This is a genomic window from Candidatus Hydrogenedentota bacterium (assembly GCA_013359265.1).
Classification (GTDB): domain Bacteria; phylum Hydrogenedentota; class Hydrogenedentia; order Hydrogenedentales; family SLHB01; genus JABWCD01.
Genome location: JABWCD010000004.1, coordinates 16,703 through 39,246, shown reverse-complemented (window position 1 = coordinate 39,246; position 22,544 = coordinate 16,703). Strand labels below are relative to the sequence as shown.

Sequence of the window (22,544 nt, the reverse complement as noted above, 5' to 3'; positions counted from 1 at the left end):
GTCTTTTGTTTTGTTTGGTGCCAGAGTGATTGGGTATCGAACGCGTCTATTATGTCTTGCATTTCTGTCAATAATTTACTATACTTCCACGGGAAGTCATAGGACATTCGGAGCGCATCGTGATCCAACAGATCCGCGCCAAACAGGAACGTGTCATCGAGGCCGTGCGTCGCGGACTCGAAGGTTTGGCTGCTGTCGAGTTTATCCAGCAAAGCGGATATGCCATGACGCCCGCGGGGATCGTAAAGCACCTGCGTGCGATGGGCGGACGCGGGCACATCCAGGACCTCATTCATGAGGGCATGTCCAATTTCGAGATTTTGCAGGGCTGCTTTCCGGAAGACGACCTGAGCCACATGAAACCGGTACCGCCGTCACAAGAGGAGTTATTTGCGCATGGCGGAAGCTCCTCGCTGCACCCAATCGCGCCCCACCCCACCAACATATACGAGTTGAGGAAAATGGCCATCAAAGTACCCGCCGATCTCTACGAAGCAATACGGCTGGCCTCAAAAGCCGAAGGTAAGAGCCAGAACGATCTCATCGTCGACGTGCTCACCACCGCGCTCTCCCGCGTTCCGTTGCACGGAGGCGAAGAGCATCCTGCCAGCGACTACGACTAACGCGTTTTCAAAATCGATACTGCGGCCACGCAAACGGTTTTGCGGTCCCGGTTCCCGAACCTGAACACTCCTTTCCGTCCACGCGCGTATCGCGAATCCGCTTTCCTTTGACCCTGCCTCGGGTAGATCATATTGGGGGCCGATAGGCGAGGAGGGTCTGTCATGTTTCTATACCTCATGCAACACGGCGATGCCGTCGCCAAGGACGTAAATCCCGACCGTCCGCTAAGCGAACAGGGCAGGGCTCATGTAGAACGCGTAGCGAGATGTGTTGCCGCAGCCGGGGTGCAAATTCCTCAGGTGTGGCACAGCGGCAAGACGCGCGCGCGCGAAACGGCGGAAATCTTGGCCCGTGCAACGGGCGGGACTGTTGAAGAGCGCGATCGACTGCGGCCGGACGACGATATTCGGTCCGCGCTGAAGCAGATCGCGCAGGCAAAGTGCGATGTGGCGATCGCAGGCCACCTCCCCCATCTTTCATTGCTGGCTGCCGAGCTATTGCGCGCAAAAGGTGGCCACAATCCGATTCAATTTCAACGCGGCGGAATCGTCGCGCTCGAATGCGCCGGCGAAGAACAGTGGCGCGTGCGTTGGATGATTGTGCCGGAACTGCTGCGCGATTGACGCGGCGCGGCCGCCTCAGCCCTGTTGTGCGAGTTGAAGCATTGTGGCCGATACATTCTGCAACGCGACAACATGGTGCGCGGCGCCACGGGCGATGGCTTCCTTGGGCATGCCGAACACTATGCTCGTCGCTTCGTCCTGTGCAATGGTCAGCGCGCCCTGCTCCTTCATTTTGAGCATTCCATCCGCGCCGTCAGCGCCCATACCCGTCAACAATACGCCCACGGCGTTCTTGCCTGCATACTTCGCGACGGACTTGAACAACACGTCTACCGACGGACGATGGCGCGAAACGAGCGGCCCCTGCTTCACGTTCACGCAGTAGACCGCGCCGTTGCGGCGGAGCAGCATGTGGTAGTTGCCCGGCGCAACGAGCACCCGGCCGGGCACGACGGTGTCGTTGTCTTCAGCTTCCTTGACTTCCATGGCGCAGAGTTCGTTCAGGCGGTTCGCGAACGAGCGCGTGAAGTGTTCCGGCATGTGCTGCACGACGACGATGCCCGGCGCATCGGGCGGCAAACTGGTCAGTATCGTAGTCAGCGCATCGGTACCGCCCGTCGACGCTCCGATGGCGATGACTTTGTGCGTCGTGCGCGACATCGAGAGCCGTTGCGGTACACCCGCGCCCGGCGCCTTCCCTTCGCGCTTGGCGACAATCACGCGCGCGGAAGCTTTTATCTTGTCGACAAGTGCGACCGACATGTCCCCGACCGTATACGAGGCGCCCGGCTTGCACATGACCTCGACCGCGCCGGCATCCAAGGCTTCGAGCGCCAAGTCGCCGCCCTTGGGAGTGAGCGAAGACACGACAATGACGGGCATCGGATGATGGCGCATCAGTTTGCGCAAAAACGTCAGCCCGTCCATACGCGGCATTTCGATGTCCAGGGTTATGACGTCGGGCGCTAACGCCACGATCTTGTCGCGGGCAACGTAGGGATCGGGTGCGGTACCCACCACTTCAATGTCGGGGTCGCGCGCAAGCTCGCGCGATAGAATCTCTCGAACGAGCGCAGAATCGTCTACCACGAGTACACGAATTCGCTTGCCCATCGAGAAAGTTGAGGCAGCGGTTTGACTCACGGCGGAACCTCTTATCTTTTATGCCTCCAATTGGACGCGCATTCGCACTGGCCGTCCGTCTATGGAGAACTGGGCTGCGCTCTCATCGCGCGACAACGCATCCCAGTCCGCGCCGTCCATGGGAGAAATACTTGGAATTGTGAGGTTAAACACCGGCCTGTCGCCGGCCATCGCGGTCAGGATGTGTCCGCACGTGACATTCATCAGCTCCCGCAAGGCGTCGTCGCCGTATTTCTGGGCGTTGTCGGCCTGCGGTTCGAGGCCAAGCAGGTTTCCGGCCATCTCCAATCCGAGCGAACGGCCAATAGCCATCTCAATTGCGCCGTTGCGTTCCCCGGAGAACGCGATCCGCACCAGGACGGCGTCGTGCGGCATTCCCGGAGGGGACACACCCTCGTCCGGGTCCGCGAACATGAACGTCAGCGATTCCAGCATTTGCGGGAACACGTCGTTCACGACGTCCTTGAGATTAGTGTTCATCGTTCACCCCCAACAACTCGATAAACACTTCGCGAAACTTTTCAGGCGTAAACGGCTTGCGGATATAGGCGCGAACCCCTTTTGCCTTGAGTTCTTCAATTCGCGTACTGCTTCCTTCGGTCGACACAACGACAATTGGAATACCTTTGAGATCGTCGTCCGCGCTCATGTGTTCGATTAGTTGCACGCCGGACATCACCGGCATATTGATATCGGTCAGGACGAGATCGATCCAGTTGTGCTTCAGCACGTCAAGCGCTTCTTGCCCGTCTGCCGCCGTGAACAACTCCTTGAGCGGAACATCCGCCATTCGCATGGTCTTCTCGATGATTGCCCGGACGGTCTCCGAATCGTCGACGACCAGAACGCTTACTGACATAGTGAGTCCCCCCTATCTAATTGAAGATCGCGCATATCTCTTCAAGCGAACTCAGCACGTCGCTCGCTACGATTTCGAGAACGTCTGGAACAACCTTGAGCCGATCCAGCGACTCGATGCACACGGAATAGTTCATGCCGTCCGTGGACGACGACGTACCGCAAATCCGCGCAACGTGTTCGCCGACGTGGACGAGGTCCACAACCGTCTTGTCCTCGTGCGGAAAGCGGTTGGGGGCGTGGTGCCAGCGCACCGCATCGACTACGATTTGCGGTAACTTCCAGTATTCGAGCAGCGCCGCCCCCACCTCGGCGTGGTCCGTGCCCAGTACCTGTTGTTCCGCCATCTCGAAAGAGATGCTCTCGCGATACGCCTTTAACACGATCGGCGCCGAGTTGACCTCGAGATACGTGCCCAGGACGATCTTGCCGAGATCGTGCAGCAGCCCCGCCGTATAGGTCGCATCGGGTACGCGCATGCTCAACCGTTTGGGCAAGTACTCGACGGCCAGGGCGGTCGCCGCGCTGTGGCGCAACAAACCGTTGCGCGGAAGATCGTACCCGCGAATTTCCTTTTGCGCGATCGGCGCGACCGCCGAGGTCATCGCAATTTGAAACACGCGCTTGAACCCAAGCCGGACAACGGCCTCGCGAACGCTATTGATCGCGCTGCCGGTCCCAAAATGCGCCGAGTTGGCGAGGCGCAGCAAATTGGTCACGAGACCGGGATCGTATTCCACCGTCCGCTGCACGTCCTCGATTTGCGTTTCCGGATTGTTGGCCAGCGCCAGCATTTGCGTCGCGGACGTCGGAAGCGACGTAATCGACGAAACGCGCGCCAGAATCTCCTCGCGTTGGCTCATAGCTCGCGCTCCGTTCCGCCGGACCGGATCGTCGTCTTCCCGTTCGAGATACACAGGGTCATCGTTCGCGCAATGGTCCCGCCAACGTCCTCCGCCGCAATTAGGATTTCGTTTTTCCACAATACCTTGCGTAGGACCGTATAGTTGCGCTCGCCGATTTTGAACATTCCATTGTCGTTGAGCGGCGACGCCGCGCCGGCAACCTTCGCGATCATGCGCTTGCGCGTTCCACCCTTGTCCAACAACGACTGAATCAATGCGGGGACGCCGGTGTCCGTGAACATCTGCGGGTTCTGCTGCGCCTTCGTCGGGTCGAGCCGCGATAACGGCAACATGCAATGTATAAGCCCGCCGACGCCGGCGTCCGGGTCGAAGAGCGCCACACCGATGCACGACCCGAGCGAATACGTGACCAGCGTATCGCCGGGGTTCTTGGAGACTTTCATTTCGGATATCCCAACGGTCAGTTGCATGGAGAATTCTCCCCGCCTCCCAGCCTTGGCCGTTTCCATTGTACGTTGCTGCTCCTTCTCATTTGACATACACCGATGGCCGGACTGGTCTAAATCCCGTGTCCAATCCGGTGAGGCTCTCCGCGTGACCAACCATCAAGTACCCGCCTGGCTTCAACAATCTGTGTATCTCGGACACGAGCCGCGTACGCACGTCGCTATCGAAGTAGATCATCACATTGCGGCAAAACACTGCGTCAAACGGCCCGCGCATGGGAAACGGCGGTGCAGACAGGTTGAGGCGTCGAAACACAAGGAGCGTGCGAAGCGTGTCCCTCGCTTCGAACACGGCCTGCCCATTTTCGCGAACCTCCTCGAAGTATTTGTGCCGCAAATCGTGCCTTACCCCGGACATGCGGTTTCCGTCGTAGCGCCCCTCTTGGCACTTCTGCAAAACCCGAGTCGATATGTCCGTTGCCAGTATCTTCACGTCAACACCCAGACTGCCAATGGCTTCGTTGACGGTGATCGCCAACGTGTACGGCTCTTCCCCCGTCGATGCGGCGGCGCACCAAATACGAAACCGGCGCTGTCCCTGCGCTTTCCACGCAGCAAGCATCCGGGTCAACATGTCGAAGTGAATCGGTTCGCGGAAAAAGCTCGTATAGTTTGTCGAGATTGCATCGATAAACCGAACCAATTCGGCGCCCGTCGTGTCCTTCACGACGGCGTTGTAATACGCTTCTTGCGACTCGATATTCAACGCGCACATGCGTTTCGCAATGCGGGCGGAAACGAGTGCTTCTTTCTGGTCGCCGAGTGCTATTCCGCATTTTTGATAGATCAGTGACCGAAACTTGTCGAAGGTCTTTCGTTCCACGCGAGTCTACATCCAGTCCACATCGTGCTATGCGTACCAATCCCCCGTCCTGACATTCGTTGTCTTCAACACCGCCAACTCCCCCGTGCCCGTGTCGAAGACAATCTTCCTGCCCAACGGTCCGCCGGTGTCTTCCGCCAATATGGTGATTTGCCTGCGGGACAACGCCTCGCGGGCCGCCGCGACATTGCGCTCGCCCAGCGTTGGGGATCGCTCCCCCTCCGGCGCGCCGCCGCCCAGTATGTGCGCAACCACGTTGGCCTTCTCGCACCCGGCGTCCTCCATCAACTTGACGAGCGCGGTAATGCCCGCGTTGCCGTACACGGGCGTCGCTTCGCCTTTGTCTTGTGCGGCAGGTTTGATGAAGTGGTTCATCCCACCGCATTTGTTCCGTTTGTCCCACAAGCATACCGCAACACAACTGCCGACGACGGCCCGAAGCAAGGTCGCTCTCTTGCTGAAATACACGTAGCCGGGCTCCACGTAGTAGGTATGTCGTTTTATTAAGTGCATGTCGAACCGAGCGCGCGCTGCATGAACTTCCAGTTACGACGCCTTGGCCAGCACCTCCTGAATTTTCGAAACGATGGTAGTCGATTCGAACGGTTTGATGATGTAGTTGTTGGCGCCGGCTTTGAGGGCCTGAATCACTCGGCTCTTTTCCGCTTCCGTCGTCACCATGATGATCGGCATCGTCTTGCCCGCTGCTCGAATCGCGCGGACCGCGTCGATACCGAGCATGTTGGGCATGTTCCAGTCCATCAATACCAGGTTGTAGTCAGCCGCCATCACCGCCTCGACGGCCTCCTTGCCGTCCGAGGCCTGGTCGACCTCCGTAATGTCCGCGCGCCCCAGTGCTCCGATGAGTACCTTGCGCATGACTGCGGAATCGTCGACTACCAATGCTTTCATCCGATGTATCCCCTCACATAGGTGTGGTTTCGAACGTCACGCGCAGATTGAAACTGCCCAATTCGCTCTTGAATGGCACTTCGAGCCACACCGACTTCGATGGGTACTGCACGTCATAGCGCTCGCCATGCACCACCGTCGGCAAACTCAGGTCGAGCGGAGTGTCCGCGTTCGCATTCAACTTTGCCTTCGCGCTTCCCGCCACCATGTTCACGACTTCGGCCACGCCGTCCGAGACGGTATCGTCCAGTTGATTCACCGGCGCGCCGAGCATTCTGCCGACGATCGCCAGCGCCGTAGATTCCGGAAACCCGATTGACACTGTGCCGCGCGTCGGCCCGCTGATTCCAATGATCGCGAGTATGTGGTTCGGATGCGCGCCGCCGTCGGTAACGCCAATGGGGCCGCGCTCCACGGTCCCTTTCAGCATCGTTTGAAAAAGCTCGTAGACCGCCTCGATGAACGGGTTGATATGTCTGGCTTGCATGTACTCCTCTCCACCGCGTTCGCGAACACGGTCAGACTAAGCGTGCGCCGCTTCGTCAAGGTTCGCCAGCTCCCCCCACGAAAGTACCTTGTCGATGTCGAGCAGTATGACTACTTTGGACGCAACCTTTCCGATCCCGAGAATGAACTCTGTCCGAATGCCGGACCCAAACTGGGGCGCCGGCTCGATTTGATCGCCGGTAATCGCCACTACCTCGGCGACGGCGTCGACGATGATTCCCATCGTGATTTTCTGGGCCGCGCCCGACACCTGCACGACGATAATGCACGTCATGCCAGTGTCATCGATCCGCTCCATCTCGAACTTGGCCCGCAGTTCAATGACGGGAACGACCTTTCCGCGCAAATTGACTACGCCACGAACGAAGTTCGGCGTCCGCGGCACTTTCGTCACGGGCATCATTCCGATGATTTCCCGCACTTTCAGAATTTCGATGCCATACACTTCCGGGCCGAGGCAAAACGTCAAGTACTGGCCCGCACGATCGTGCGCCGCCACGTGGCCGCCCGCGGCAACGGGTGCGTCTGCAACTGCATTCGTCATAACATCGTCCTCCAGTCCCGCGTGGTCACGGCCACAACTGTTGATATCGCCGGGGCCATTCCGTCACGCCGCGGAACCGCATGCCTGCATTCCAAGCGCCCCAGCCCCGTTCTGTGCCATACGAACAACTCCGCCCACGTCGACAATTAGCCCGACCGTTCCGTCCCCCATAATTGCACCACCGGCGATTCCGTCAATTCCCTTCATCGCGTCGCCAAGCGACTTGATGACGATCTGCCGCTGACCCAGCAGTTCATCTATCATGAGGCCCACCTGCCTGCCCTCGTCTTCCAGGATCAACACGAGAGCGTTCAGCGGATCGGTCTCGGCGCCCTCGATCTCGAACAGGCGATGCAATCGGAACAGGGGAATGTGCCTGCCCTGTAGCGTCAACATTTCGACGCGATCCACCACTGTGTTGAGGTGCTCCGGATTTGGTTTGATCGATCGATGCACCGAAAGCGTCGGTACGATGTATCGCTCGCGCCCGACACGAATGACCATTCCGTCAATGATCGCAAGTGTCAACGGCAGGCGTATGCTGAATTTGCTGCCAACGCCGGGTGTGCTCTGTATGTCGATCTGCCCGCGCAACGATTCGACGTTACGGCGCACCACATCCATACCCACGCCCCTGCCGGAGACGTCGGTAATTTGTTTCGCCGTCGAGAATCCTGGTTCGAAAATCAGACCGAAAACCTCGCGATCGGACAGAGCGTCTCCATCGCGCACGAGCCCACGCTCCCTGCCTTTTGCGAGAATAACTTCGCGATCGAGACCGCGCCCGTCGTCTTCGACCTCGATGTATATGCTGCCTCCTTTATGAAACGCCCGGAGCGTCACATGGCCGGTTTCGGTCTTGCCCACTCCCACACGTTCCTCGGGCGTCGCTTCGAGGCCGTGGTCGACAGCGTTCCGCACCATGTGAACCAGCGGATCACCGATCTTGTCCACAACCGTCTTGTCAAGCTCGGTATCCTCGCCTTCCGTAACAAACTCAACGAACTTCCCCGATTTCTTGGCAAGGTCCCGGACGAGCCGCGACATCTTATGAAACGTCGCGCGCACCGGGACCATTCGCAGCGATGTACCGATTTCCTGAAGTTCGCGCGTAATCTTGTCCAACTGATTGACTCGGCGCGCGAGCTGTTGCGATGTGACCTTCGACAGCTCCGTCGACTGCGAGACCATCGATTCGGCTATCACCAATTCGCCGATCAGATCGACCAGTTTGTCCAGACGCTCCGCATCCACCTTGACCGGCTCGCGTACGTCAACCACCGGCTGCTGTTGACGTTGGCCGCGAAGGGCCCGCGCCACTACTTTTGCGGACACGTCGCCGGCCCGAACAAGTGTCGCCCCAATCGGCTCCGGCGCGGCATTGTGTTGTTTTCCGATGGCTCGGTATATGTCGTCCGTTCGCGCCATCCCGCTCGCAACGAGGATCTCGCCCAGACGCCGCGTATAGCCTTCGCGCTTTTGAATCTCCAGAGCTTGGTTTAGCTGCGCCCTCGAAATCACGATCTCGCGGACCAATAATTCGCCCAATGGCGGCGCCTCGGCTCGCACCTGCGCCGCCAACGCCGATTCCACCGTCGAGCGCGTCGCATTTCCCGCGCTCTCCAGAATTTCGCCAACCCGCTTTCGCTGCCCCTTCGCCGCTATGGCGTCGCCGGACTGAAGCGCCGGATGCCCCGTTACGGCAGCATGCAGGCGCGCCACCAACGCGCCCACTCCATCTTCGGAAGCCAGTACTGCACCCGATGAAAGCGCACAGTCGACATTCGCGACCAACCGCTTCATCATGTCCACGGCATCGAATGTTAGGTCGATATAGTTGCCTTGGAGGTCTAGTTCTCCTTTGCGCGCCTTGTCAAGCAGGTTCTCCGCCTCGTGGGACAACGATTGAATCTGTTCGAGCGCGAGAAAGCCCGCCACACCTTTTATCGTATGGAACGCGCGGAATACCGCATTAATGGCGTCGCTGTCTCGCGGGTCGGTCTCGACGTTCAACAAATGTATGTCCGCGTTGTCGAGGTGTTCGCGCGCCTCCGCCACAAACTCGCGCAGCAAGTCCGGGTCAGTTTCCGATGGATGCTCGACGCGCGCTTGCGTTTGCAGTTCGCCGTCATGCGTTTCGATCGGTTCGGTCCCAAACCGCGTCAAGAACGGTTCCGGACTCCCGGCGTCGTCCCCCTTGCCTTCGCACGCGGCAATGCTGCGTCGCACCCACTCGATTGCATCGAGAATCCCACCGGGTAATTGATCGCCCCCGGCGCGATCGATCGCGTCCTCCGTTGCACGGAGCGCCGCTGACATTTGGTTAAGCCCAACAAACGCCGCCTCCGCTTGAAGCGTATGTATCGCGCGCCGGACCTGGCTCACGATTCGGGACGCTGGGTGCCTTTCCGCTTGGACGATGAGCGGTTCAATCTCCGAGAGCGTGTTCTTGGCATGGCTAATGAACTCTGGCAAAAGCGAGCGGTCCGATACGGTGCCGGTTGTCTGACTCTTTCCCCGCGTTGCGGGGTCAGCCCCTGTCTGTTGGGCGCCGGCGCCAAGCAGTTCGGCCGGGAATCGCGCATCCGAAGCGGAGCAGCCGTCGCGGGCAACGTGTTGAATCGCACTCAGGCATTGAATAATGGTGTCCGCGGCGGCCGCGGGCTCTGGCACCTCTCCCAAAACAAGGCGCTCGATCAGTTCGCATGCCCCACGCAATGCACTCGCAGGTGCCGTCAGATTGCACCGATCTGCCCACGCCGCGAGTTCCAAAAATTCGTCATGCGCTTTGGCGAAGATATCGATGTCGGACGCATCGGCAAGTAGAAGCGCCTCGGATAGTACCTCTATTCGTGCAAGTAGTTTAGAATTATCCACTTAAGCAGGTTAGCCTTTGTTAAGACTCCGAGCGCTCACCATACGGACAGGCATTACTTTCCCTAAGCATTAGCACAAAAACCACAATATCATGCGGGGTTTTCGGTGTCAACTTATATTTCGTATGCGATCAAAACTTTGAACACAATATGTTGTGTTTGATCACACGCGGCAATGCGGATCGCGGTGCGCGGGGAGTCAGCGCCGGGAGAACGAACTTCGGTTGGGCAATGCGAGTCTTAAGACTTAAATGGGTACGTTAGCCCATTAGCGCACGGCGGGAGGATTCTTCACGCGATCGGCCTGTATCGACAGGAACCTATGGAACTTCATGTGACGCAACGGATAGTGCACGTCTTTGCTGTTTGCGTGAAAATGTCCGGATTAGACGCCAGTGTCGACAAGCGACTGCCCGGCAACCAACTTTGAGAGCTGGGACTTCAGTTCCTGCCGTAAGACCGGACTGGCCCCAACGTGGATTGCCTCCACGTTGCCGGTCTTGCCGATGAGCACCGTTTGCGGGATCGGATCGACGAGGTAGTGTTGCGCGGCGGTTTTTTCCACGTCCAGGGCGACGTTGGCGGTCAGCTTGAGCTCCTGAAAGAATCTCCGCACATCTTCCGATTCCTCACCGAGATTCACGGCAATAAAGACGACGCCCTTGTCCTTGAATGAATCGGTCACGTCCACGAGCACCGGCATCGAACGCACACATGGCCCACACCACGTCGCCCAGAAATCCAGCACGATCACGTTCTTGCCGAGGTATTCGCTCAAGTCGATCGGTTTGCCGTCGAGACCGTTCAGTGTGAACGAAGGTGCGGCCTTTCCGAGCAGCGCTGCCGCCGGCAGCTTCTCGTCCATACCGAACAGCGCGTCGAATGAAGCTGCCTTCGTGGAAGTGGCCGGCGCCGAAAAAACGAACCGTTCCGGAGGAATGGGGTCGTTGGCAGTCCAACCGGTGAACGTAATATTCAGATCAAGCTTGATCTTGTCGTCGCCGATCAGCTTGGCCCAATCCGGCGTCATTCGCGCAAGAAACGGCCGTTCGCCGGCAGCGATCCAAAGATCGACTTCCATTTCTTCTTGAACGAGCCGGATTCGATGGTGCTGCTTTCCCTCGATCGCCTCCTCGCCGACGTAGCTCGCCTGCGAGACGCCGTCCAGAATTGCCGCGGCGGGATCCTGTCCCATCAGTTCGCCAATAATCGAATTGAATTCGGTCAGGTTGCTCAGAGCGCCCCATTCGAGCGAATCGGCGATGCTGTCCGGAGCGGTTTCCACGACGTACTTGTTCAACTCGGGGATAGATATCGCCAATTCCTTTCCGTTCGAGACGAGATCGACGCCCTCTTTGCTCTTACCCTGCACAAAGGAGATTCGATTCGGCCGCTCGATGGCGACGGCGAAATCGAGCTCGATTCCGCTCTTCCTCTCGTTCATCTCGCGGTCCAACTTCACCGAATACGAGAAGGTCGTGGTCGTGAGCGATTTGTAATATGCGGACATGGCGTTCACCACGTCGCGCACCTTGGGGTCGATGCCGGCCGCAGGCTGCGCGCCGGATTCAAACGCACACGCGATCGCAAACGTGAACAATACCGCCCGCATTCGGGAAGCAATCATCAGGATCTCCTCGTGGAGTGTATTCAGAACGGATTCAGGATCGCGTCATTCGATCGAAGCCGACCCGGTAGACGTACTGCCTGTTGGTGTCACTCTAAAACAAAAACGACGGCGGTCAGGACAGTCGTCCAGAGGCCGTTCTTGTGACCTTCGGCGCTCTGGCAGATGTTGCGGGTTTTGAAGATATGGCCGCTGGCCTTATAAATCTGTTTGCGCTCATCCCAGGCCGCGTCCGGGTCGAACTCGATTCCCAACGTCGTCGCAAGCATTGTAGCCGCAAGGTCTTCGGCATATTCACCGGCGATTGCGCTTTTCTGTCCGTACGCATGGTGTTCCGAAATGTAGCCGTAGTGCGCCTCGTTCTTCGGCTGGGCGAGCCCTACCGCGGCCGAGATCAACCGGTTCGGTTCGCACGTGTCGCTCCGCGACATGACGCAGAACACGATCTGGCCCGGCGACAGGTACTTGAGTCCCTGCTTCTTCGGAATAATCTTGCAGTTGGGCGGGAAAATACTGGACACATAGACCAGATTGAACTTCTCGATTCCCGCGTCGCGCAGCGCACTCTCGAACGACGCCAAATGCTCCTTGTGCGTGCCGACGCCGCGCACAAAAAAAGCCCGCTTCGGCACCATGCTCGAGTAAAGCAGGCTGTTTGACCCGTATTCAACGGCCTTGTCGGCTTTCGCCATTCCTAGCTGTCCTCCGCCATACAACGACTGCGCCCCCACCGGTGCAAATCGGCGCGTAGTATAATGACGGCGTTGGCGCGGCGCAACTCCAATCGCGCCAGTGTGCAGCCGCGGGCGCACTGCGGGCCGGACGAAAGACTAATAGCGAGTTTCGGAAACCTGGGGCGACAGGGTTGCGCGATCCGTCGAAGCTGCGATGGCCGATCTGGGAACGATGAGCAACTTGCGCTCCTTCGGCGCATCGAGTCCGGCGAGCCTCGGGAGCGCGAGCGTGAACGGTTCCGCGCCGCCGCTCGAGAAGGTAAGGCTGCGCCGACGAACATTGGGGGACGGACCCTCGACAACAATCAATAGCCGCTCGCTGTCGCCGATGCACGTCAATCGGTGTCCATACTTCGCGACCGCGTCAAGGAGCGCGTCGTTGAACTTGGCTACACGCTCCGAGTCATAGGCCGGAACCGAACCAGCCGGAAGCGTGATGTCAAAAGAAATATCTTCTGCCGGCCCCGAGAGTCCCGTCGACGAAATCGCTACGCGACGTTTACGATCAAGTTCATCCATACGTATTGTTTTTTCAACGACACTGTCGGTCACCCCGGATTTCGGCCCGCCGTTTTCGGTCCGAGCCGTCCAAATCTCTCGGCGCACCGCGTCGGCGTCTAGAGGGAGACCGTGAGCGCCACCGTCGGCCTTCGAGTACTTTTCCCAGAGGTCGGAAGGAGGCGCGGGAGGCTCTACGGACTCGGTTTGGGGCTCAGGTTCGAATATCGGAAATGAAACAGGCACGTGCATGAGCACCCCCACAGTGGGCAAATACTCGCCTCGAATCCCAGTTCCGAGGGCCGCGCGGAGTCCGGCAGGACCCGCGATCCACTCTCCAAGTCCAGCGTCCGAGAGGCTCTCCTCGATGATCTTGGCAAAAATATCAGGTTGTCGCGTTGATGCTGTTTCCTCCTGGGCATGTGCTTTTAAAATGACGCTCATAAGTAAAATTGATCGGATCAAGAATGCGACTACTTGTCTCGCTGTTTGACCAGGATTCTGAAACGCTTGTCTATGCATGATTAGACGCCTCCTTAAGAAGTAACTCGCAAAAGTGATTTGTAGGAACACCGATAGAACGCTAAACTTCCACTAGGACACTAAGCGGAAACCCGTGTTTCCTCGTTCAGGAATTCGCCCGTGCGATTATCGCGATGATGTCAAATGTATTAAACTGACTATGTCGTGATATCTTGTCGCCGATTCAGCCTGTTGCGATTGGACGAGATTCAACGCTGTCTCACGGAGTTCAGTTTCGAGCGCCGACACGGTATCCGCCAACTGTCCAATCTCGCGGCTCTTTGCTGATTGCTCTAAAATGAAATGGCCCTCGATCTCCGCGATCTTCGCGCTCAGCTCGCGAGGACTAAGCTCGCCACCCGTTGAGCCGAACTCAATCGACGCGTCGCCCCACTCGAGCCGAACGCCGGCCACGGAGAGGCTAAGCAGAAGGAGGGATGCAGCCACGCACAGCCAGCCGATTCGCTCGGCGGTCGATGAAAAACGTTCCCTACGCTTGGAACTTGGCTGGCTTGATGCGACGGATCTCAGGAAGGGCGCATCTAGTCTAGGGGCGGAAACGTCTTCATTCGACCAGGCCCGCACCTGGGTAACGACATTATCGAGACCTTCCTCGGCTTCCGGTGGGGGGCTCGCGGACGAGAGATCATTGTCCAAACCATGCTTTGTCATAGCTTTATGCAGCTCCTAGTAAGTCCGGATTCTTCCATTTGTTTCCGTAGTCTCCGGAGGAGTGCGGACATCCGCGACTTCACCGTGGACTCCGGGGTTGCGGTTACGAGTGCGATTTCGCCATAAGTCAGCCCAAGCTGGAACCTCATAAGCAACAGTTCCTTTTCGGGGGCTGGAAGGGTGTCGAGCGTTTCACGAAGTGTTATTGATTGTTCGCTTTCGATGGCGCGGTTTAGCGCGCTGGATTCCCCGCTAAAGTGCAATCCCGCGGCGCCATCCAGCGTCGCAATCCGGCTGTTCAGGATTTGGCGGCGGGCTACGTGAGTCCGTGCAAGATTCGTCGCGATTCGGGTAACCCACGTTGCGAACGCGTACGAATCATCATAAGTCGATGCACTGCGCCAAACGCGGATCAGCGTCTCCTGACGTAGATCGCACGCTACCTGTACGTCGCCGGTCAGTTTTGTCAGATACTTCACCAGGCGCTGATCCCACCGAAAAGCAAGCGTTTCGAACGCGGTCGCGTCTCCCCGGTCGCGAACGGCGATCATCAGGGCCGTATCTGTCGGATCTGCAGGCAATGGGCTCTCCCGCTCGAACGTCCTCCCTATATACTCCGATACCGGGCATTTCGACGAACGCGAGCGCCAATCTGGATGACAGTGCGATTCCACCGTCTAACGTTGACCGAGCCGCGCGGGCGGCATGGGACGCACACCGGAAACATGATAAACTATTGTCTTTGAAGGAAATTCGGGATACCGTCGCCCGTGTTATCCCGGGGCGCACAGGTTCGCAGGCACCCGTTGTGGCGCTACTCGGTCGTGTGGCGCAAACCGTAGACTGGGAATATGACGACTCCGAAGGCATACATACAGACTTTTGGCTGCCAGATGAACGAGCACGACTCGCACCGCATGGTCGAGGTGCTGGCGCGTAGCGGGTACTCCCTGACCGAGGAGGTAGACGAAGCCTCGCTCGTGATCCTCAACACCTGTTCCGTGCGCCAGAACCCCGAGAACAAGGTATACAGTCTGCTCGGGCGGCTGCGCCGACTGAAGCGAAATGGTAGAGATGTCATCATTGGCGTCGGCGGATGCGTGGCGCAACAGGAGGGCGAAAGAATTCTTGAGCGTGAGCGCTGCGTGGACATAGTGTTCGGGCCGGACAACTACTTCCGCTTGCCGGAGATGATCGCGCAGGTCCGCCGGGGCGAGCGCGTGCTGATGACCAAGTGGCTCCCCCGCGCCGCGAACCGGGTACAGAATTTTGTGCCCGAGGAATGGGTCGAGGCGGGGCACGTCGACGGGTGCAAGGCATATGTCTCGATTACCAAGGGTTGCGACAATTTCTGCACGTTCTGCGTGGTGCCGTATACGCGCGGGCGCGAAGTTAGCCGCGAGGCGGACAACATACTGCGCGAAGTGCGCGACCTCGTAAACCGGGGCGCCAAGGAAATCTGGCTCTTGGGCCAGAACGTGAATTCGTATCGCGCCCACGGCGTGGGCTTCTATGAATTGTTGGATATGGTGTCCCGGGTGGAAGGATTGAAGCGCGTCCGGTTCACATCGCCGCACCCGAACGATTGGAACAACCGGCTCTCGGACTTGATGGCCGAACGGAAGACTATCTGCAACCACCTGCATCTGCCGTTTCAGGCGGGCAGTGATCGCGTGCTCGAAGCAATGAACCGGAACCATACAATCGCGCAGTACCTCGATAAGGTTCGGTACATGCGCTCGATCAATCCCAAGATCGAACTGACGACGGACCTGATCGTGGGTTTCTCGTCGGAAACGGACACGGAATTCGAGGAGACACTGCGCGTCCTGGAGGAGGTGCAGTTCAGCCAGATATTTCCGTTCAAGTATTCGCCGCGACCCGGCACGAAAGCAGAGAAATGGGTGGACGATGTCCCGCGCGAAGTGAAGGAAGACCGGCTGGCACGCGTCATCGCGCTGCAAGGGCAAATCACCGATGCCCGCATGGCGGCCTATGTCGGTACGGAACAGGACGTGCTCATCGACGCGGCAAACCCGCGTCATCGCGGCGCTATGAACGGGCGAACGGACGGTTTTCGCCCCGTGACGGTACACGACTGCGACGCAGATATCGGCGATCTGGTGTCGGTGCGCATTTCTGACTACAAACAGCACTGGCTGGATGCGCAGTCATTGGCCGAGGCGATGGCATAAACGCGCGCGCGGATTGCCGCACTTCAAACCGGCCGTCGCCGCAAGTAGATGATGACTCCCGATTCGATAGACGAAAATGTCAAGGCGGGCGTTTATTCCGTCCGGCACGGGATTGGCGTATGGGTGCGCGACACGCACACGTTAATTCGTTTTGAGGGGAAGGATGTCGCGACATGGCTCCAGTCACAGACGTCGAATGACGTCGCGGCGCTGCAGTCCGGGCTGGGGCACGCGAACACAATCCTAGATCGCAAGGGACGCTTGCAGGCGCATTTCACCTTGCATCGCTGGGACGACGAGTACTGGCTGGTCGTGGAGAAGCAGCAAGCCCCGCGCCTGATTGACCAGCTCGATTCGCATCTGTTCATCGAAGATGTCCGCATGGCGGACGCGGGGGACGAAGTCGAGCAGGTACTCGTGCAGGGTCCACGCGTGGTGTACTTCTTGTCAACCTTGCTGGACACCGATAAGGCCACCGCCTCCGAGTTGCTGCCTGCAGAGAAGTATGGGTGCCATCCCATCGAATTGTGCGGGTTCCAGGTGCTCGCGTTCCGAATCTCCGAGACCGGTGAGGATGGCTATCTCTTCGTCACGCAACTCGGCGAGGCGCGTCCGTTGCTCGATAGACTGCTGGAAGCAGGAAGACCATTCGGCGTTTGCGAAGTTGACGATGACGCACGCGAGGTACTGCGCATCGAGGCGGGCATTCCACGGTTCGGAATCGACATGGATACCTCGAACCGCCTGCCCGAGACAACGCTCGAGCGCGAGGCGGTCAGTTATGAGAAAGGATGCTACCTCGGCCAAGAGGTCATCGCGAAACTGCGCGCCTACAGTTCAGTGAAGATGGCGTTGGTCGGGCTCGAACTCGAGGCGGGCGAGTTTCCTCCCTTCGATTCGACATTCTATTTTGGGGGATCCGGGATTGGCGTGCTGAAAAGTGCCGCCCACTCCCCCACTCTCGAAAGGACGATCGCGCTGGCTTATCTGGACCGCGACCGCCGCGCGCCCGGTTCAGTGATAGAACTGCACGCGCAAGACGGAAAGCCGTTCACGGCTCGCGTCGTCGTGCTGCCCTTCTACGCGGCGCCAACTCGGGAGGAACGCGCGCGCGCCGCGTACGAGGACGCCTTGCAGCGCTTCGAACGTGACGCGCATGACGAGGACGATTCGGCCATCGCTCTGCTGCGTGAGGCGGTGCTCCTCTCCCCCGCGTTCGAGGATGCGTACGAGGCGCTCGGCGTGATCCTCAACCGGCACCATCGCGTGGACGAAGCGATCCGCTACATGCGGATTCTCGCGCGCCTGAATCCCGATTCGGTCATGGCGCATACGAACCTCTCCGTGTTCTATGTCGCCAAGGGAATGATTCCCGAAGCCGAGGACGAAAAGGCGAAAGCGGCGGTGCTTCAAATGAGACACGCGCGGAACGCGCGCGAGGCCGAGGAAATCGCGGCGTCGGAACGTCAACGCATCCGGCGCGAGGCGCTTGAACGAATCGCCATGTTCAAGGAAGTGCTCGAGTTCGATCCCGACGATCCGCTCGCAACGTTTGGCACGGGCATGGCCTATATCCAGTTGGACGACTATGAGAACGCAGTACCGCACCTCGAGCGCGCGACGCAAGTGCAGAAGGACTATTCAGTCGCATACCTGAATCTTGGAAAGTGTTTCGAGTTTCTGAACCGCACGTCGGACGCGCGCGGCGCGTACAAGGCAGGGATCGAGTGTGCCGCCCGCAAAGGCGATTTAATGCCCTTACGAGAGATGGAGCGACGATTGAAAGCGTTAACGGATGCGTCGTTTGGGGAGCAAGTAACGTCCCCCTGAATCACCCGTCAAACACGGACGAAGACCACCGGCTGCACGCTTCGGCACAATAGATAGACGAAATATATCGCACCGCCGCTCACCGCGCGAGCACGCCTTTAACATTTCCTCCGAGATAGGTTTGCAGGCGCGACTCGAAGAAGTCGCGGGTCTTCGCCAGGTCCTCGCGCAGGTTGATGGAAGGCGACCATGTTATAAATCGCCGCAGTTTTGCGTTCGAGATGGACACGTCGCCTACGTCCATCTGCGCCCAGTCTTTCGGCCACGGCACGTGTTTCACGCTGCCGTTTCCGATGACATCGACCACCATGTCGGCAAAATCGGAAATGCTGTGTTCCACGTCGCCTGCGGCAAACAAGACTTCGCCTTCGGTCTTCGGTTGGAGCGCCACCTCGATCAGGGCGTCGATGCAATCGTCGACATACAGCACATTACGCCGCTGCGTGCCCTCGCCGTAGATGGTCAATTCCTTGCCCTGAAGCGCCAACCCAATAAAGAAATTGATCACGCCGCCGTCGCTGCTGCGGATATTCGCGCGCGGCCCGAATATGTTCGCAAGCCGGACTACGGACGTCCGGAGGCCGTGGGCGCGGTGGTAGATAAGGTGGTATTTCTCCGCCACACTCTTGTTCGCGCTGTAGATGTCGAGCGGAAACTCGGGGTGGCGTTCGTCCATCACCTCGTGCACGCGTGGGCCGCACTGCGTGCTGGTACCCACATAGACCACGCGGGCCTTCAGATTGTCGCGCCGGACGGACTCCAACACATTCATGGTACCCACGCAGTTGATCTGAATGTCGAGATAGGGGTCGCGCATCGAGTAGGCGTGCGAGGTGTGGCCCGCGCAGTTGAAGATAACGTCCTGATCGCGAATGGCGCGGGCAATCAGATTTGTATCGCGAATGTCATTGATAATGACCCGGATTCCAGGATGGCCATCGAGATTGGCAATGTTGCCGCCGCCGTGGTCCATAAGCGAATCGTACACGGTGACGTGCGCGCCTTCTTCGACGCAACGCAAAGCCAGGTTACTGCCGATGAATCCCAGCCCGCCGAGGACCAGAACGTGTTTGTCGTGCAATCGCGTACTCATGACCGCACCCTCCCCCCAGTTAGGTGACCACCACGTTGCTGTCGTCACCTTCATTGTACCCCAATCGGCGGAAAAATGGGCGGGCCTCGGTCGGACGCGGCCGGACGCCATCGAACGAAAAACGGCTCGCGCTAACTGCGGAAGGCGGGTGGCGCGGTGACGCTGCGGCGGCGCGCAAACATACTGTACTTAATGGCGCGGTAAAGGAAGAGCGGGTTACCGATGAGGTACCGGCGCCAAAGTTTCGAGGGTTCGTTCATCAGCCGGTGCAGCCATTGGAGGCCGTGCCGGCGGAAGAATGGAGACGCTTCCTTCATCGTGCCGGCGTAGATACGAATGGTACCCGCGCCTATCCCCCACACGATGGCGTCCGGGCAGCAGCGGCGCGCAAGTTCGCACGTTCGTTCGGTGCGCGGCGTGCTCATGCCCACGAAAATGAAGTCAACCTTGCCGAGGGAATGGAACAGCGCGGCGTACTCCGCTTCAGCGAGGAACCCCGAATATGACTTTATCACGGTGCAGTGTTTCGACGCGGCGTTGATGCGTTGTGCCGCATGCTCCGCTTCGGCCTGTGTAAGACCAATGAGGACGGCCGTGCTTGGGCGCATCGTTGTGCATTGCAGAAACGCGCGAAACGCCTCGGTCATGTTGCAGCGCTCGGGAACAAATGCGTTCCACAGGCGCGAGAACCACACAATCGACATCCCGTCCGCGGTGACGATGCGCGCATTGTTTAGCGAATCGCGCAACGTGGCGTCGTTGCACGCCACGTTGTAGATATGCGCATTCACGCAGAGAATGGATCGCGGCTGATCGTAGCGGTGCGCCAGCAAGGATTGAATCTCCGCAAGTAACTGCGGGATCGTGTGCGTCGAACACTTGACGCCGCCCATGCTGAATTCGTAGGGAGGCGATGTCGCTTCCGCGCTCACTGCACCACCTGCGGTTGCCGGGTCTTCGCGCTTTCCGGCGACTCGGTGCGCTCGCCGACTTTGGCGGCGGATTTATACGCCATCATCAGATTGACATAGTACTGTTGCGCCGTGTACATGCGCATCGCCTTTGCGCGGCCGGAGACTCCCATGCGGCGGCAGAGTTCACCATCCTTCCACAGGATCGACATGCACCGCGCGAGTTCCTGCGAATCGCCCGCGGTGAACAGAAATCCGGTCACGCCATGGTCAACCAGTTCGGGCAATGCGCCGGCGTTCGCCGCAATGACCGGGATGCCCAGCATCATCGCTTCGGCGACAACGAGTCCAAACGCCTCGAACCAACGGCTTGGCACGACCACGAAGCGCGCGCCGGCGTAGAACTCGGTCAGCGCGGCCCCGCTCAGGTGCCCGCGCCAGTGGACATTGGGCGCCACCGACTGCGGGAAGTGCGCGCCGTGCCCGGCGATGTGCAGCGGCATGCCCGCGCGCCACGCCGCTTCCATCAGGGTGTCGAGTCCCTTTTCCGGCGCGACACGCCCAACGAACGCCGCGTACGTACCAGCGCCAGGATTCGTGGTAGTCCGCGTCATGCGCACCATGTTCGGCACGACCCGCAGCTTATCGGATGGCAATCCGGAATCGATCATGCGTTGCTTGATGAAATGGCTTGGCGCTAGAAACAGGTTTACGTTTTCCTCGAAAAGGCGGAACGATTTCGCAACGCCCGCGCGCAGCGCGAACGCGGCGCTCTCGAACCGGTTCTCGCGGCAGTTCCGCGTAAAGCACGAGAGCGTCGATCCACGGGTACACCGATCGCACGGTTCGCCGTGGCTGATGTGCGTCGACACCGGGCACGTGACCCGGAAGTCGTGACAGGTCATGACGACCGGCACGCCCGCGTCCCGGCAGTCACGCAACACCCACGGCGAGTGCGCGGGGTACACTTCATGCACGTGCACGAGGTCCGGAGCAAAATTCTTGAGGATTTCCCGCATCTCCCGGCGCGCGTCGCGCGAATAGATTCCCCGCGCGCAGGCCTTGGCCCGGCCAAGGAACGTACCATCGAAGCTCGCGCTGTCGCTGGTCATCATGTAGACGTCGTGACCGCTCTTGCGCAGCACCTCGCCGGTGACCTTTGCCATGAAGTCAGAGCCGCCGCCGAAGCGGTGCCAATTCATGATTTGAACTACGCGCATGAGAATTCCTTATCCAACGGGCTGATCAAACATTCGGCGCTCGCCGCGAAAATCGAACCTCGAACCATGCGATGCGGCTTCGACACGCACCGGGAACATCACGAGCGCGGCGACCCGCTTCGCGTAGGCCATGGCGCGCGCTATACGGCACCGGCCCGCAATCGCCGCAGCGTCGCGCCCAAGCAATCGCGCGTAGACCATCGCGGGCGCGTGAACAAAGTTGGCCTGTGCGAGACGGGCGATCGCAATCAAACTGGGGCGCAACGCGCCCCATTCGCGCACATCACGCACCGCAAAGCAATCGCCGCCCCGCATTGCAGACCACGTGAGGTAGCCCATCTCGAGGCGGTACGGCGGAATGATATGGCGTACGACGGCATGCGGTGTGAACCAGCACGTCTGTCCGGAGGCGCGCAGGCGCATGAGCAGGTCCGTGTCCTCGCCGCCCTGCGTCAACGCCTCGTCGAACCCGCCTACCTTCAACACGAGGTCGCGCCGCACAAGAAGGTTCCCGGTGCACAGCAGCGAATCGCGCGTGCACGGGTGCAGTTCGCCGACCGGAGCAATCTCTCCCAGTATCAGCCGCGTTTGCATGGGAAGCGAGCGGAGCACGTCGTCATGGAGTTCCAGCGTACGCGCGCCGCCAACGCAGGAGGCGCCGGTCTTCCCTTGTGCAAACCACAAGTTCCACAGCCACACGCCGTCCGCGATCTGATCGTCGTCCGTGAATGCGATCCACTCGCCGCGGGCCGCGTCTACCCCGCGGTTACGCGCAGCCGAAATGCCCCGTCCCGACTCGCGAATATAGCTGACCCGCCGATCCGTACAACGGTTCGCCTCGCGCACGATTTCGCCGGTGTTGTCGGTCGACCCGTCATCCACAACGACAATCTCGAACTCGATTCCCGCCGGGCATTGCTGCACTGCAAGCGACTTCAGCGCACGCTCGAGCATGGCCGCGCGGTTATAGGTGCAAACCACGACGCTTATGTCTACTCGCTTGTTCATACGTTTTCGTCT

Annotated in this window: 24 protein-coding genes; 4 read left to right on the top strand and 20 right to left on the bottom strand. The window is 59.2% G+C overall.

Translation table 11 applies throughout. The annotated features are described in order from the left end of the window. Positions 1-119: 119 nt before the first annotated feature. Both HUU46_03945 and sixA read left to right on the top strand, forming a co-directional pair. Positions 120-623 (top strand): hypothetical protein, encoded by a 504-nt coding sequence (locus tag HUU46_03945; protein ID NUM52775.1) that lies wholly within the window; start codon positions 120-122, stop codon positions 621-623. A 162-nt stretch (positions 624-785) separates the two neighbouring features. After that, complete coding sequence (gene sixA, locus HUU46_03940; protein NUM52774.1) at positions 786-1,247, top strand: phosphohistidine phosphatase SixA; 462 nt, start codon at positions 786-788, stop codon at positions 1,245-1,247. Between the two features lie 15 nt (positions 1,248-1,262). Here sixA and HUU46_03935 read toward each other — a convergent pair whose 3' ends face one another. From HUU46_03935 to HUU46_03860, 16 genes are all read right to left on the bottom strand, one after another. Next, a complete protein-coding gene (locus HUU46_03935) occupies positions 1,263-2,300 on the bottom strand; it encodes a chemotaxis response regulator protein-glutamate methylesterase (GenBank protein ID NUM52773.1) in 1,038 nt (345 codons plus the stop codon). Between the two features lie 48 nt (positions 2,301-2,348). Further along, positions 2,349-2,810: a chemotaxis protein CheX gene (locus HUU46_03930; GenBank protein NUM52772.1), complete on the bottom strand. Its 462-nt coding sequence runs from the start codon at positions 2,808-2,810 to the stop codon at positions 2,349-2,351. After that, positions 2,800-3,189: a response regulator gene (locus tag HUU46_03925; GenBank protein NUM52771.1), complete on the bottom strand. Its 390-nt coding sequence runs from the start codon at positions 3,187-3,189 to the stop codon at positions 2,800-2,802. The genes HUU46_03930 and HUU46_03925 overlap by 11 nt, the downstream gene beginning before the upstream one ends. A 16-nt stretch (positions 3,190-3,205) precedes the next feature. Beyond that, complete coding sequence (locus HUU46_03920; GenBank protein NUM52770.1) at positions 3,206-4,051, bottom strand: HDOD domain-containing protein; 846 nt, start codon at positions 4,049-4,051, stop codon at positions 3,206-3,208. Continuing rightward, positions 4,048-4,524 carry a chemotaxis protein CheD gene (locus tag HUU46_03915; protein NUM52769.1) on the bottom strand — a complete coding sequence of 159 codons (477 nt, stop codon included), beginning with the start codon at positions 4,522-4,524 and terminating at the stop codon, positions 4,048-4,050. Before HUU46_03915 ends, HUU46_03920 begins: the two co-directional genes overlap by 4 nt. Positions 4,525-4,582: 58 nt before the next feature. After that, positions 4,583-5,383 (bottom strand): methyltransferase domain-containing protein, encoded by an 801-nt coding sequence (locus HUU46_03910; GenBank protein ID NUM52768.1) that lies wholly within the window; start codon positions 5,381-5,383, stop codon positions 4,583-4,585. Positions 5,384-5,410: 27 nt separating this feature from the next. After that, positions 5,411-5,758, bottom strand: coding sequence for a chemotaxis protein CheD (locus HUU46_03905; protein ID NUM52767.1), 348 nt, complete (start codon positions 5,756-5,758; stop codon positions 5,411-5,413). A gap of 171 nt (positions 5,759-5,929) precedes the next feature. Continuing rightward, positions 5,930-6,295 (bottom strand): response regulator, encoded by a 366-nt coding sequence (locus tag HUU46_03900; protein NUM52766.1) that lies wholly within the window; start codon positions 6,293-6,295, stop codon positions 5,930-5,932. A 13-nt stretch (positions 6,296-6,308) separates the two neighbouring features. After that, on the bottom strand, positions 6,309-6,782 hold the full coding sequence (locus HUU46_03895; protein ID NUM52765.1) for a chemotaxis protein CheX: 474 nt from the start codon (positions 6,780-6,782) through the stop codon (positions 6,309-6,311). Positions 6,783-6,818: 36 nt separating this feature from the next. Then, a complete protein-coding gene (locus HUU46_03890; protein NUM52764.1) occupies positions 6,819-7,346 on the bottom strand; it encodes a purine-binding chemotaxis protein CheW in 528 nt (175 codons plus the stop codon). A gap of 63 nt (positions 7,347-7,409) precedes the next feature. Beyond that, entirely contained in the window at positions 7,410-10,223 is a 2,814-nt protein-coding gene (locus HUU46_03885; protein ID NUM52763.1) for an Hpt domain-containing protein, read from the bottom strand. Between the two features lie 384 nt (positions 10,224-10,607). Continuing rightward, complete coding sequence (locus HUU46_03880; GenBank protein NUM52762.1) at positions 10,608-11,849, bottom strand: DUF2092 domain-containing protein; 1,242 nt, start codon at positions 11,847-11,849, stop codon at positions 10,608-10,610. A gap of 89 nt (positions 11,850-11,938) precedes the next feature. Next, positions 11,939-12,484, bottom strand: coding sequence for an arginine decarboxylase, pyruvoyl-dependent (locus tag HUU46_03875; protein ID NUM52761.1), 546 nt, complete (start codon positions 12,482-12,484; stop codon positions 11,939-11,941). 195 nt (positions 12,485-12,679) lie between these two features. Beyond that, a complete protein-coding gene (locus tag HUU46_03870) occupies positions 12,680-13,525 on the bottom strand; it encodes a hypothetical protein (protein NUM52760.1) in 846 nt (281 codons plus the stop codon). 204 nt (positions 13,526-13,729) lie between these two features. Continuing rightward, positions 13,730-14,275 carry a hypothetical protein gene (locus tag HUU46_03865; protein ID NUM52759.1) on the bottom strand — a complete coding sequence of 182 codons (546 nt, stop codon included), beginning with the start codon at positions 14,273-14,275 and terminating at the stop codon, positions 13,730-13,732. After that, positions 14,272-14,856, bottom strand: a complete 585-nt coding sequence (locus tag HUU46_03860; GenBank protein NUM52758.1) for a sigma-70 family RNA polymerase sigma factor — start codon at positions 14,854-14,856, stop codon at positions 14,272-14,274. Before HUU46_03860 ends, HUU46_03865 begins: the two co-directional genes overlap by 4 nt. Positions 14,857-15,126: 270 nt before the next feature. Between HUU46_03860 and miaB the strand changes: the two genes are divergently transcribed. Both miaB and HUU46_03850 read left to right on the top strand, forming a co-directional pair. Next, on the top strand, positions 15,127-16,470 hold the full coding sequence (gene miaB, locus HUU46_03855; GenBank protein ID NUM52757.1) for a tRNA (N6-isopentenyl adenosine(37)-C2)-methylthiotransferase MiaB: 1,344 nt from the start codon (positions 15,127-15,129) through the stop codon (positions 16,468-16,470). Positions 16,471-16,518: 48 nt separating this feature from the next. Continuing rightward, on the top strand, positions 16,519-18,300 hold the full coding sequence (locus HUU46_03850) for a tetratricopeptide repeat protein (protein NUM52756.1): 1,782 nt from the start codon (positions 16,519-16,521) through the stop codon (positions 18,298-18,300). Between the two features lie 79 nt (positions 18,301-18,379). Here the strand turns inward: HUU46_03850 and HUU46_03845 are convergent, their stop codons facing one another. From HUU46_03845 to HUU46_03830, 4 genes are all read right to left on the bottom strand, one after another. After that, complete coding sequence (locus HUU46_03845; protein NUM52755.1) at positions 18,380-19,393, bottom strand: NAD-dependent epimerase/dehydratase family protein; 1,014 nt, start codon at positions 19,391-19,393, stop codon at positions 18,380-18,382. A 131-nt stretch (positions 19,394-19,524) separates the two neighbouring features. Next, positions 19,525-20,325: a WecB/TagA/CpsF family glycosyltransferase gene (locus tag HUU46_03840; GenBank protein NUM52754.1), complete on the bottom strand. Its 801-nt coding sequence runs from the start codon at positions 20,323-20,325 to the stop codon at positions 19,525-19,527. Then, complete coding sequence (locus tag HUU46_03835) at positions 20,322-21,524, bottom strand: glycosyltransferase (GenBank protein NUM52753.1); 1,203 nt, start codon at positions 21,522-21,524, stop codon at positions 20,322-20,324. The genes HUU46_03840 and HUU46_03835 overlap by 4 nt, the downstream gene beginning before the upstream one ends. A gap of 9 nt (positions 21,525-21,533) precedes the next feature. Continuing rightward, a complete protein-coding gene (locus tag HUU46_03830) occupies positions 21,534-22,532 on the bottom strand; it encodes a glycosyltransferase family 2 protein (GenBank protein NUM52752.1) in 999 nt (332 codons plus the stop codon). Positions 22,533-22,544: the final 12 nt, after the last annotated feature.